Source organism: Deltaproteobacteria bacterium (assembly GCA_016875395.1).
In the GTDB taxonomy this organism is placed as follows: domain Bacteria; phylum Myxococcota_A; class UBA9160; order UBA9160; family UBA6930; genus VGRF01.
The window spans coordinates 1-12304 of sequence record VGRF01000050.1; the positions used below are offsets into that span (position 1 = coordinate 1).

Sequence of the window (12304 nt, forward strand, 5' to 3'; positions counted from 1 at the left end):
GGAGCGACGTTCTGTCGTCCTCTACGTACGCGAGCAGCTGGTGCAGCTCCTCGCTGTCCGGCGCCGCCGTTTGCTCCAGCAGCGCCCACGCGGGCGAATGGAACGCCGCGTCCAGCGCCGAGCGCGCCCGCGCGATCGCCTCTTCTGCCTCCGAAGAGGGCCTCGGCAACTTCGCCGAGCTTCTCGCGCGGAGCGTGCCCTTCTCGCCCGCGGACCACGCGCCGTTCGGCCTCTAGACCCCGCGAAAATCGCGAGATTTCAGCTCCTAGTGGAGTCGGCGCGGCGAGTCTTCACGCGCCCTGACTGGGTGGCGGAGTGAAGTGAGTTCGAGTTCCCGGTACGAATCAGTGGCGAATCCGAACCGCCCCGATTGCCAACAGAGACGATCGCCGCCGTTGCCGCGCCGATTGGCCTGCTCGCCCGGTCTCTGGTTCGCTTCGAATCGGGCCGTCGTCAAAGACCCCGCGGAATCGCGACGTTTTTCACGTCGAGCTAGCTTCCGCGCCGGAAGTCTCCGCGGATGCAGACTCGGTGGCGGAGGGGGAGGGATTCGAACCCCCGGTACCCTTTCGAGTACACCTGATTTCGAGTCAGGCTCATTCAACCAGGCTCTGACACCCCTCCGCGGGGGCGCACACCTTAGCCCGCGAGATCGAGGCTGCGAGAGGTCGCGCGGCGCGCCTAACGCCCGAGGCCGAGTTGCAGCAGGCGCTGAATCAGCGCTTCGTACTCGATGCCCGCGGCCTTCGCCGAGTCCGCGAACTCCTCGCCGCGCGCGATCTCGGGGTTCGGGTTCGCTTCGAGGAAGAACAGCTCGCCGTCTTCGCGCAGGCGCCAGTCGATGCGCGCATAGCCGTCGAGGTGCAGCAGCTTGTAGATGCGCTTGCTCTGGTGGAGCAGGCGCGCGCGCGTCTCGGGCTCGAGCTGCGCGGGCACCACTTCGACGCCGCGCGACGCCTGGTAGCGCACGTCGTGCTTCAGCTTCTCCGTCACGATCAGCTCGTCGCGCGGGTCGAGCTTCTCGACCACGAGCTCATTCGGCGGCAGCGTGGTGACGCGCTCGTTCCCTAACAACGAGACGTAGACCTCGCGTCCCGGCACGAACTCCTCGACGATCGCATCGGAACGGGTGCGCTCGTGGATGAAGCGCACGCGCTCGGCCAGGTGCTCGTCGTCGCGCACCAGCGATGCGCGCGAGATCCCGAGCGACGAATCGGCGGTGAGCGACTTCACGATCAGCGGGTACTGGATGCGCAGCCGCATTTTGCGCGCGCCGCGCCCGCGCTTGATCACGGCGAAGCCCGGCGCGCGGATGCGGTGGTGCGCGGCGATCGCCTTCGAGAGCGCCTTGTCGCGCGCGAGCACGAGGCCGCGCGGGCCGCAGCCCGTGTACTTCGCCCCTAACAGCTCGAGGTAGGCGACCACGTGCTGGTCGAACAGCACTGTGCCCTGAAACTCCTCGAGCAGGTTGAACACGATGTCGGGCTTGCCGTCCTCGACGGCGCGGCGCACCTCGGCGAGCTCGTCGTGCACCGCCACGATCGAGACGTCGTGACCGAGCGCGCGCAGCGCCTGCGGCACGCTGATCTCGGTCTTCACGCGATGCGCTTCTTCCGGGTCGACCTTGCTCGGATCCTCGGGCGGAATGAAGTCGCGGTGGATCAGGACCGCGACGCGCAGCTTCTTGATCGCCGGCTTCGTCTTCTTCACCCGCGAAGCGCGCGGCGCCTGCGCGCCCGCCGGCGCGCCCTCGCCCTCGCTCCGCAGAGCTCGGCTCACAGCGCGTGCCACTCTCTCGCGCGGTAGACGTACTCGACGCTGCGCGCCGCGAGCAGAATCGCGAGCTCGACGAGCAGCGCGCGCGAGTGGCGCGGCGCGCGCAGGCCGAGCTCGCGCGCACGCGCGATCAGGTCGCCGAGCACGACTTCGAGCGCGAGCTCGTGCTTGCCGGTGTGGCGCGCGACCATGCGGCGCAGCTGCGTCTTGTGGCGCGTGAGGAACGCCGCCGCGCTCTCGCCGCGGCGCTCCGGCGGCGCGAACACGCGCTGCAGATCCTCGTCGTAGATCTCGGTCGAGCTCGTGCGGTAGCGCCCGCGCTTCTGCTCGTAATAAGTCGCGAGCGTGCGGTCGTCGCGCTCGATCGCGTCGACTTTCGCGGTGCGCCGCACCGGCGGGCGCGCGCCCGCGAGCTCGCGCATCAGCTCGTCCACGTACTCGAGCTTCGCCAGCGCCTGCCAACCCGCGTAGCGCTTGCGCCAACGCGCGGCGGGCGCGAGCCACACCGCGAACGTCTCCGCGAAGTCCTCGGCGGGATGCGCCTGCGCGTACCAATACGGCAGATGAATCACGTAACGCCGGCTCGCCGGATTCGGCTGATAGAAGTCCGGGTACGGCTCCGAGGAGACGCCGAACACTTCGCGCCAACGCTTCGAGCGCTGCAAGCCGAACGCGTGCTGCACTGCGTGGCCCGCCTCGTGGCGAAGGATGCGCAGGCACGCATCGCGCGTGCCGCCTTCCACCTGGAGGACTTGCCTCCGCTCGAGCCGCATCAGGCGCGGGTGCAGCAGATAGAACGGAATCGCGATGCCGGGCACGCCGTCGGGCGAGAACCACTCGTCTCCCACCCAGAAGTGCGGCGTGACGCGCAGCTCGCGCGCCGCGAGCTCGCGCTTCACCTGGCGAACCACGCTGGCAACCCAGCTGCGCTCCCACGTCACGCCGAGATCCCGCATGCGCAGCGAAAGCAGCTGCTCGTCGCTCAGCGTGTCGAGTCGGCGCGGCATCCCGTGAGCTTCCTGGTTGCTAGGCGGAGGTCGCGCGGTAGCGGATCAGCACGCGCGAGCCGTCGGCGAGGCCATTCTTGAAGCGTGGGCCCCAGCTGCCCCACTCCCTCGTGTACTTCGAGCCGAACAGCGTGAGCGCGTGATCGTGCTGCGCCGAGGTCGTCTCGAGGCTCGCGTCGGCGAGGAAGCTCGGGGAAGCCTGATAACTCGAGTCGGCCGGGTTCCACACGCCGTGATCGCCGACCCAGAGGCGCGCGCGCGTGAGGCCCTTCCCGATTGCAGCGGCGCGCCAGGCTTTCGCGCCGGTGACGACCAGCGCGCTGTCGCCGTCGCGCACGAACCAGACTTCGGCGTGGCAGCGGCTCTCGCTGCCGTCGCGCTTCAATGCGGTCACGTACACGAGCGGGCTCGTGCCGAGCGCGGCGCGCGCCGCGGCGGAGAGCGCGCCGGCTTCGCCGCGGGCAAGGCGCGGCAGCAGTGCCGTCGCTGCGCCGGCGATCAGGATCTCGCGTCGAGTGAAACGCATCGAGCTCTCCTCGGGTGGGCCTCGATTTAGCAGAGGACCCTCGGGCTTTCGCGGGTGTTATGGGGCGTTCGCTGCGGGCGGCTCCGTGCGCAGCCAGTCGCCGACCCCGAGGTCCGCCGCGCCGCGGCCGCCTGCGAGTGGGGAGCCATCGAGCGAGCGCAAGTCGACCTGACTGAGCGAGATGCGAGCGCTGAAGACCGCGGCGTGAAAGGCGTCGGCGAGCCGGCGCGCGCGGGCGCTCGCGCTCTCGCCCGCGCGGGGCTCGGCGCGCGCGCACGCGAGCACCTCGGAGTTGGCGCCGAGCAGGCAGGCGCGGCCCGACTCGCCGTCTTGGCTCACCTGGACGCGGAACCCGCCCTCCTGCTCGTCGAAGCGCGGCGAGTCCTGCAGGTGATCGGCAGCGTCTTCGGCCAGCTCCCCGCCGCTCGCGGCGAAGCTCGCTGGCAGCGCGAGCCCGAGGCGGCGAACCACACCCGGGTCGCGCTGCAGCGTGAGGTCGTAGGCCGCGACCGAGCGCGCGACGTCCCCTGCCTTGCGCGCCAACTCGCCGTGCAGCGCCGACACGCGCGCGCGCAACAACACCTCGCTCTCCGGCAAGTCGAGCACGGCCTTCTTCGCGAGCTCCGCGAGCGCCTCGTCGTCGCCGCGCAGCGCTGCGATCTCGACGCGCAGCGCCGCGAAGTAGCCCGGCGCGAGCGAGTGCCGCTCGACCTTTTCGGCCGCGACGATTCCCGCCTCCGCGACGCCCGGCCCGAGCAGGCGCACCACGTCGGACTGCGCCCACTCGCTGAGCGGCAAGATCACTTGGTCGACCATGTGCGGGCGCAGCGTGCTCTGCAGGAAGCGCGGATGCGCGAGCGCGTCGACGGCTTGGCGCTGCGTCAGCCAGGCGCGCGCGTCGAGCCACTGCGCATGGAGCCAGTGCCACGGCGCGCGCCACCACACAGCCCACGAGGCGGCCTCGCGCTCCTCCTCGGCGCGCGTGCGGAGCGTCGCCGCCAACAGCAACGCGGCGCCGCCCACGCGCTGCGTCGGCTCCTCGTTCGTGGCGCCGTGGCGATCGGGCGCATCGAGCGCGCGGGTGAGCAGCCGCTCCGCATCCTCGCTGCGCCCGGCGACGAGCAGCAGCGCGCCCGCCGCGAGGTCTGCGCGGGCCCAGCTCTGCGCACGCACGTTCGCCACTTGGCCCTCGCGCCACGCGACCATCTCGCGAAGCGCTGCGCTCGCCTCCGCCAGGCGGCCTTGCGCGGTGTAGAGGTGCACGAGATCCGCCCACGGGTTGCCGAAGTCCTGCGGGCCGTGCCGGGTCGACTCCAATAACAAGCTCTCGACCTCGCCGAGGCGCAGGTCGACCCATGCGGCCTCCGCCGCGTTCGACCACGCGACCGAGCTGTCAACGCCTTCCGCGCGGCTCGCGTAGGCGCCCTCTACCACGCAAGCCTGGTAGGCGCCTTCGCGGTCGAGGCTCTCGGCTTCGATCGCGCACAGCGCGGCGCGCGCGGCGTCGCGTGCATTCGCGCTGCGGCCGTGGCGCAGGTAGTAGCGGGCGATCCTGCGCGCCTCGTTGAAGCGGCCGAGGCGCATCAGCTGCCACGCAGACCAGGCCGGCTGCTCCTGCTGGTAGATCGCCTCGTACTCGGCCTGGATCGCGAGCGCCTCCTCGTCCTCGCCCATCTCGCCGGTGACCTGCGAGAGCAAGCTCAGCGCCTCCGCGTGCCAGATCTGGTCGTCGCCGGCTTCCGACGTGCGCCCGTGCTCGCGCTCGAACAGCGCCTTGCCCTTCCGCAACACGTGGCGCGCGCGCGCGAGGTCGCCTTCGGCCTCGTACAGCACGTAGCCGAGCAGCACGTGGCCGGGAATCGACTCGGGATTTTCCCGTAACAACTCCTGCGCGAGCTCGCGCGCGCGGATCGGCTCGCCCGAGCGGAGCGCCGCGTAGGCGTCGAGCGCCTTCAGCTGCGAAGGCGGGATTTCGTCGAAACCGAGCGCATCGTCGGCCTCGACGTCGAACTCTCGGATCTCGCCATCGACGGGCGGCGCCTGCGCGAGCGACGGCTCGCCCGCGCAGAGCGCGGCGAGCGCGAGCGCCGCGCGCCGCTTCACCGCCCGAGCGTCCTGCGCGTCAGGCTCTCGAGCGCGCCCACCATGCACTCGCGCACCACTTCTTCCGCCGCGGTCGCGCCGATCGCCGCCTCGATACGGTGCGCGAGGATGTGCGGCACCAAGTCCTCGATGTCCTGCGCCGACACGTAGTCGCGGCGCCGCCCGAGCGCGTAGGCCTGCAGCGCGGGCACCGCGAGCACGAGGCTGCGCGTCGAGTTGCCCTGCCGCACGCGGTCGTCCGAGCGCAGCGTGCGCGAGATGTCGACCAGGCACTCGAGGATCGACGAGTGCACTTTCACCATCGTGTCGAGCGTGCGCCGCGTCGCGAGCACTTCCTCGCGCGTGACGCGCGGCAAGTCCGCGCGCACGATGTCGCGCCGCTCCCGCCGCGTGAGCAGCACCCCAAGCTCCTCCGCGCGCGCGATGTGCTTCATGCGGATCTTGAAGAGGAAGCGGTCGAGCTGCGGCACCGGCAGCGGGTACGTGCCCGCGACGTCGCGCGGGTTCTGCGTCGCGATCACGAAGAACAGCTCGTCGAGCGGATACGTCACATTGTCGACCGTGACCTGCTTCTCCGCCATCGCCTCGAGCATCGCGGACTGCACCTTCGGCGAAGTGCGGTTGATCTCGTCGGCGAGCACGATGTGAGCGAACAGCGGGCCCGGGCGAAACTGGAACGCGCTCGTGCGCGCGTCGAACACCGAAACGCCGGTGATGTCCGACGGCAGCAGGTCGGGCGTGAACTGAATGCGCCGGAACGCGGCGAACTTTTCGGCGTCGCCCTCTTCGATCGCGGCGCCGAGCGCCTTCGCGAGGGTGGTCTTGCCGGAACCGGGGTAGTCCTCGAGCAGCACGTGGCCGTCGGCGAGCAGCGCCGCGACCACGAGCTCGATCACGTCGTCGCGCCCGATCACCTGCGCAGCGATGCGCGCGCGCAGCCGCACGATCACGTCGTGAGCGGTCTGGAGCACCGCAACCGTCTCGGGGCCCGGCGGGTTGGTCGGGTCTTCGTGAATCAGCGGCATCACGGGCGAGTTCCTTCGAGGTGTTAGGGAGATCAGCGAGAGCGCAGCCAGCTCACGGGATCGAGCCACGCGAGCACGCGGCGCCAGCGCGGGCGTTCGCGATGAAGCTCGCTGCGGACGCCCCACGCGAGCTCGCGCAGCGCTTCGGGCGTCGTGCTCGCGCCGGGGCCGAGCGCGGCGCGCAGATGCTCGCGCGTGAGCGCTGCGAACGCGGGCGCGAGTGGCGTGGTGCGCTCGGCGAAGCGTTCGCGCGTCTCGCCGATGCGCCGCACCGCGCCGAGCTCCGCGAGCCGGTCGAGCGCGGCGCGATAGCCGACGCGCGGCAGCTCGGCGTCGCGCACGAAGCGCGGCGCCAGGCTGCGCCACAGCTTCGTGCACCACGCGGCCACGATCGCGAGCACGAGCAGCGCGAGCAGCGCGCGGCCGAGCCAGCGCACGGCGGTCTTCGTGGGCAGGATCGGCTCGGTGCCCGGCTCGCCGAGCTGCTCGCGCAGCATCTCGCCGAGCATGCGCTGCAGCGAGAGATCGGTCGGCGTCATGGGGTCGTCGAGCACCTTCTCGGGCGAGATGTCCACCACGACCCAGCCGATGCCGTCGAGATAGATCTCGGGCCACGCGTGCGCGTTGCCGCCCCTCAACAAGATCGCGGAGCCGTCGCCGCGATCGGACTCGTTCACCGCGTAGCCCGCGGCGACGCGCGCGGGCACGCCGAGCGCGCGCATCAGGTACGTCGCCGCGTGGGCGAAGTGAACGCAGTAGCCGATGCGATTGCCGAACAAGAAGTGCGCGGTGGGATCCTCGGCGCCGGCGTGATCGCTCTTGCGCGAGTAGGTGCCGGTCTCTTCGAGGATCTGCTTCACGATCAGCGCGCGCCCGAGCGGATCGTCGCGGTACTCGGGAACCAGCTGCGCGAGCATCTCCTCTGCGAGCTCGGCGTAGCGCGGATCGCTGGGCGGCTCCGTGTAGAGCTTCCAGAGCGCCTCGCCCCAGGCCGGATCGCCCGCCTCGCTCCCCAACATGTCCTTGTAGGCGAGCTGCGGAACGCGCGAGACAGCGCGGTAGGAGCGCTGGAAGCGGAACGTGCTCTTCAGCGGTGCCGGCTCGAAGCTGAGCGGCGCGTCCATCGCGAACGGCCGCGTGTGGTCGGTGAGCATGCCGATCGACATCGCGAGCTCGGTGCGGCCCGAGGTGTCCTCGGATGGTGCGGCGAGCTCGAGCTTCGCGCTCGGGAAGGCGCGCACGATGTCGCGATCGGCGCCCTCCGCCTGCGCCTCGACCAGACGGCGCCCGTTGAACTGCGAGAACGCTGTCTCGCGGAAGTAGTAGGCGCCCGTGGGCGAGGCGTAGTCGCCGTGCAGCACGACGACCGCGACCGGCACATCGGAGCCGTCGGAGGAGTACTCGTCTTGGAAGTCGGTGCTCGTGCGCGTGCCGCGGCCCCGCTGCGGCTGCGCCTTCTGATCGCCATCGAGGCCGAGCCCCGCCGGAGGCCGCGCGGTCGGCAGGCCCGTGATGTTCAGCGCGAAGAGCAGCAGCAGTGCGAGCGCGAGCAGTGCGCCGGCGTGCAGCGGGATCCGGCGCGCGCGCTCCTCCCGTAACAACAGCGCGGCGAGCACGAGCACGCCCACCGCGCCCATGCCGAGATAGAACGCGGCGGGGTCGATGCCGCTGCCCCACGCGAAATCTCCGATCGCGAACGGGCGGTGCACCATGCCGGCGCGGTGCGGCGCGAAGCTCGATGCGAGCGCTCCCGCCGCGACCGCGACCTCCAGCGCCGCGAAGCCGGAGGCGCGCGACGCGAGGAAGCGCAGCAGGAACACGGGCGCGCCGATCCAAACCGCGATGCGCAGTACGTCGAGCGCGCCGAAGAGAACGAGCGGCGTCGCGTACGCGGCGAGCCACGCCCAGCTTCCGAGCAAGCCGGCAAGCCACAGCGTGGCGCCCGCGCTCAGCGCGGTGGCGGCCGCGACGGCGCCGAAGCGCAGCGCGCGCCCGCCGGGGCGCGCGTGCGAAACGCGCTCGGCGTAGAGCGAAGCGGCGAGCGCCGCGAGCGCCGCCGCCGCGATGCCGGGCGGCGCCGCGAGATTCCACGCGAGCGCCGCGGCTGCGAGCGCGAGCGCGAGCGCGCGCACCCACGCCACGGCGCGCAGCGCGCGCTGCGGCTCGGGCGCGTCGCCAGCTGCGTGCGGGAGCGCCATCACGTGAGCTGCCCGCCGTGGCCGTCGTGGGCGAGCCCGGTCGCGCGGTCGAGAATCTTCACGTCCCCGCCGTAGGACGAGAGCTCCGCGACGAGACCGCGCAGCTCGCGCTCGGAGATGCCGCGCGCAGCTTCACCCGCGTACACGAAGCGGTCGAACGCCCCGCGCGCGCGCGTGCGCGCGACGCCGTCGGCGCCGAGCACGAACGCGAGGCGCGGGCCGTGCTGCGCGGCGAGGCGCTGCACGTCGTAACGCCAAGCGCCGTCGCTCGCGGGCGTGAACACGATGCACGGATCCGCGGCGGTGGCGCCCTCGAGGAACGCACCGAGACCGGTCGCGCCGCGCGCGCCACCGGATGCCGCGACGGCGTGCAGCGCCTGGGCGAGCTCGCGCGCTTCCGCACGCGCGCCATCGGCGCCGAAACGCCAGCCCTCGCCGAGCGCGCCGCTCTCGAGCGCGAGCCGAGCCGCGGCCGCGGCGGCTTCGTCCTCGTTGCCTGCGACGAGGTATGCGTTCACCTGCCGCGCTGGCTCGAAGGAGCGCTCGGGCTTGCGAACCATCAGCACGCCGGTGCGCGCGAACACCTTCCACATCACGTCGCGCGCGGAGTCGCCGGGTGCGTAGCGGCGGATGTCGACGCGGTCGCCCTCGGGCGTGCCGGCGGGGTGCGAGTCGCCGTCGCCGCCGGTGCGCGTCACCACCACGCTCGGATCTCGCAGCTTGCCGGGGTTGGGCAGGATCCACGCGCTCACGTCGCGCGCGTCGCGCAGACGCAGGCGCGTGAGACCGAAGACGTCGCGAACCTCGATCACGCGCTCGATGCGTTTCACCTCCGCGCGCCGCGACGCGCGCACCTCCTCGAGCCAGGAGCCGCCGCCGATGCGCGGCTGCAGACGACACGCGACGTGCTCCGGTTCCTCCCAGCGCAGCCCGAGCGTGATCCACGGCAGCGGCCAGTCCGGCAGCACGAAGCCGGTGCGGAACCAAACCTCGGTCTCGATGCGCTCGGGCAGCGCGGGCGTGGGCAGCTCGCGCAGCGCGCGGCGCAGGACGAATGCGGTGGCCGCCGCGCCGAGCGCGCAGATCGCGAGCACTGCGAGACAGGCGAGCGCCGCGACGAGCAGCAGCAGGTCGAGCGCGCGGAAGCCGTAGTACCAGAGCGCGAGCCCGCTCCCCGCGGCGAGCAGGGCGCCCGGCAGCGCCAGCGGCTGCCAATCGAAGGCGCGCGCGAGCGGACGCAACCAGCGAGGAGCACGCATGACGCTGGTTTAGCAGCGCGCGAAGAGCCGCCCGGAAGGAAAACGGATCCCGCGGTCAGCCCTGGCACACGCCGAGCGCGCGCAGCTGCGCCGCGGCCTGCTTCGCCCAGCCGCGATTCGCCGCGGGGCTGGCGGGGCTCGGGTGCAGGATCTCGCCGACGCGCGCGCTGCCCGGCAGCGCAGCGCGCGCACGATCGGCCGCGAAGCGCCCGATGCCCACCACGACGCGCGGCGCGAACAGCGAAGCGAGCTTCGCGAGCGCGCGGTCGCACGCGGCGAAGAGCGCGTCGCGTTCTGCGCGCGGCAGCTGATCCGGCGTGCGGTTCTTCCCGCTCGCCTCCATGAACACGAGCGGGCAGTAGTTCAGGACGAACGCCTCCGCGAAAAAGCGCTCCGGCTTCTCCCAGTGCGCCGCAACCGCGCCCCACACCCGCGCGCCGCTCACCTCACTGCGCTCACACGCGAACCCGTCGACCGGCCGCTTCGGGTGCTCGCGCGCCGGCTTCGCCACCGGCCCCTCGATCCCGAGCCAGCCGCGTACCGCCGCGACCTCGCCGAACGGCACCCCCGTCTGCGCCATCCCGTAGGGCCCCGGATTCATCCCCAGGAAGAGAATGGGCACCGGCCCCTGCGCATACCGCCGCACGAACGCCGCATGCGGCCGCATCGCGTACGACAGCGGGTCGTACACATGCGTCACCGGCGCCCCAAACCAAAGCGCCGCGAGCTCCCGCGACAGCCCCCGCTCCACGCGCAGCACCTTCTCCGCAAAAGCGTTCGCGCCGCCGCGACTCATGAACGAGCCACGGTAACCGCGCCCGATCTCGACGGGCGCGCCGCAACGAACAAACGAGCCAGCGCGATGCCTGACGCGCCACGCGACCGACAGAACAACCTCGCTGACGAACGCTCCTCCCAGCCACGTCGGCCGAGGCAGCAAGCGAAGCGCGCAGCAAACCGCGGAGTCTTCGACGCGGTTTGCGAAGTAAACAAGGAAAAGGGCCGCTCGCCCCTGTACGCCCACGCGCCCCGTTCCCTACCGTGCCCCGTGACCGCAGGGCCCCGGCTTCGTCGGCGGCCCGCAAACCCCGCGAGGTCCGGAAGGAAGCAGCGGTAGCGGCGCCCCGGCGGTTGTCGGCAAGCCCTGCGGTCACTCGCTTCAGCTCGCGCAACGAGGACTGCCCGTGGCCCACATGGTGCTCGCACGCAAGTGGCGCCCACGCACCTTCGAGGAAGTGGACGGGCAGGCGCACGTCACGACGCCGCTGCGCAACGCGATCCGCACCGGCCGCATTCCGCACGCGCTGCTGCTCACCGGCCCGCGCGGCACCGGCAAGACCACGCTCGCGCGCATCTTCGCGTGCTGCCTGAACCACTCGAAGGGCCCGAGCGACTCGTTCGATCCTGAAGATCCCGAGTGCGTCGCGATTCAGTCGGGGCATTCCACCGACGTGCAGGAGATCGACGCCGCGAGCCGCACCAGCGTCGACGACGTGCGCGAGATCATCGAGTCGATCCGCTACGCGCCGTCGCCCGGCAAGCACCGCGTCTACATCGTCGACGAAGTGCACATGCTCTCGACGCCCGCGTTCAACGCGCTCTTGAAGACCCTCGAGGAGCCGCCGCCGCGCAGCCTGTTCGTGTTCTGCACGACGAACCCGGAGAAGATTCCGTTCACCGTGCTCTCGCGCTGCCAGCGCTACGACCTACGCCGCATCGCGACGAGCCAAGTCGCCGCGAACCTGAAGCGCATCGCGAAGGCCGAAGGCATCGCGATCTCGGACGCGAGCCTCGCCGCCGTGGCGCGCGCCGGCGAAGGTTCGATGCGCGACTCGCAGACGCTGCTCGACCAGCTGCTCGCGTATGGCGAGGGCAAGGTCGACGACGCGCAGGTGGCCGAGGTGCTCGACCTCGTCGATCGCAAGTTGTTATTGGCGATGGCGACCGCGTGCATCGACGGCGACGCCGCGGCCGCGCTCGCCGCGATTCGGCGCGCGTGGGACCGAGGCATCGATGCGAAGCGCCTCGGCGGCGAGCTGCTCGCGACGCTGCGCGATCTCGTCGTGCTGCGCGTCGCGCCGAACGCGGGGCTCGTCGAGGGCGGCGAAGGCGACGTCGCGGCGCTGCGCGAGCTCGCCGCGCGCGCCGAGGAGCCGCGCCTGCGGCGCATGTTCCGCGCGCTGCTGAAGGAGCAGGAGGATCTCGCCTGGGCGCCGGATCCATTCGCGGTGCTCGAGGTGGCGCTCGTGCGCCTCGCGACGATGCCGAGCGGCGACGAGGTGGAGGCGCTGCTCGCGCGCATCGACGCGCTCGAGAAGCGGCTGCGCGGCGAGACGCCCGAGCCTGGCGGCGGAGGCGGCGGCGGCTTCGCGCGGCGCGCTCCGCCGGCGCAGGGTTCGCCGCCGACTTC

The 12304-nt window shown here is 71.8% G+C and carries 9 protein-coding genes, 1 tRNA gene and 1 other RNA gene; 2 read left to right on the forward strand and 9 right to left on the reverse strand.

Annotated features, from left to right (window positions below):
* Positions 1 to 532 precede the first annotated feature (532 nt).
* From FJ091_21370 to FJ091_21410, 9 genes are all read right to left on the reverse strand, one after another.
* A tRNA-Ser gene (locus tag FJ091_21370) sits at positions 533 to 624 on the reverse strand.
* A 57-nt stretch (positions 625 to 681) separates the two neighbouring features.
* Entirely contained in the window at positions 682 to 1689 is a 1008-nt protein-coding gene (locus tag FJ091_21375; GenBank protein ID MBM4385906.1) for an ATP-grasp domain-containing protein, read from the reverse strand.
* A gap of 86 nt (positions 1690 to 1775) precedes the next feature.
* The gene (locus tag FJ091_21380; protein MBM4385907.1) at positions 1776 to 2783 is read right to left on the reverse strand and encodes a putative zinc-binding metallopeptidase; all 1008 of its coding nucleotides are present in this window, start codon (positions 2781 to 2783) and stop codon (positions 1776 to 1778) included.
* A gap of 19 nt (positions 2784 to 2802) precedes the next feature.
* Positions 2803 to 3309, reverse strand: a complete 507-nt coding sequence (locus FJ091_21385) for a hypothetical protein (protein ID MBM4385908.1) — start codon at positions 3307 to 3309, stop codon at positions 2803 to 2805.
* Positions 3310 to 3366: 57 nt separating this feature from the next.
* Positions 3367 to 5412: a hypothetical protein gene (locus FJ091_21390; GenBank protein MBM4385909.1), complete on the reverse strand. Its 2046-nt coding sequence runs from the start codon at positions 5410 to 5412 to the stop codon at positions 3367 to 3369.
* A complete protein-coding gene (locus FJ091_21395) occupies positions 5409 to 6506 on the reverse strand; it encodes an AAA family ATPase (protein MBM4385910.1) in 1098 nt (365 codons plus the stop codon). The genes FJ091_21390 and FJ091_21395 overlap by 4 nt, the downstream gene beginning before the upstream one ends.
* A complete protein-coding gene (locus tag FJ091_21400; GenBank protein ID MBM4385911.1) occupies positions 6470 to 8635 on the reverse strand; it encodes a transglutaminase domain-containing protein in 2166 nt (721 codons plus the stop codon). The genes FJ091_21395 and FJ091_21400 overlap by 37 nt, the downstream gene beginning before the upstream one ends.
* Positions 8635 to 9894, reverse strand: a complete 1260-nt coding sequence (locus FJ091_21405; GenBank protein MBM4385912.1) for a DUF58 domain-containing protein — start codon at positions 9892 to 9894, stop codon at positions 8635 to 8637. The genes FJ091_21400 and FJ091_21405 overlap by 1 nt, the downstream gene beginning before the upstream one ends.
* A 55-nt stretch (positions 9895 to 9949) precedes the next feature.
* Entirely contained in the window at positions 9950 to 10690 is a 741-nt protein-coding gene (locus FJ091_21410) for a single-stranded DNA-binding protein (protein MBM4385913.1), read from the reverse strand.
* Between the two features lie 257 nt (positions 10691 to 10947).
* On the opposite strand from FJ091_21410, the gene ffs reads away from it, so the two are divergent.
* Positions 10948 to 11046: signal recognition particle sRNA small type (gene ffs, locus FJ091_21415), an RNA gene on the forward strand.
* 32 nt (positions 11047 to 11078) lie between these two features.
* The coding region (dnaX, locus tag FJ091_21420; GenBank protein MBM4385914.1) for a DNA polymerase III subunit gamma/tau at positions 11079 to 12304 on the forward strand (1226 nt) is incomplete at its 3' end.

Excerpts from the sequence above, each read along its gene's own strand:
- FJ091_21380 (MBM4385907.1), bottom strand. The coding sequence starts at position 2,783 with ATGCCGCGCCGACTCGACACGCTGAGCGACGAGCAGCTGCTTTCGCTG.
- FJ091_21385 (MBM4385908.1), bottom strand. The coding sequence starts at position 3,309 with ATGCGTTTCACTCGACGCGAGATCCTGATCGCCGGCGCAGCGACGGCA.
- FJ091_21400 (MBM4385911.1), bottom strand. The coding sequence starts at position 8,635 with ATGGCGCTCCCGCACGCAGCTGGCGACGCGCCCGAGCCGCAGCGCGCG.
- FJ091_21405 (MBM4385912.1), bottom strand. The coding sequence starts at position 9,894 with ATGCGTGCTCCTCGCTGGTTGCGTCCGCTCGCGCGCGCCTTCGATTGG.
- FJ091_21410 (MBM4385913.1), bottom strand. The coding sequence starts at position 10,690 with ATGAGTCGCGGCGGCGCGAACGCTTTTGCGGAGAAGGTGCTGCGCGTG.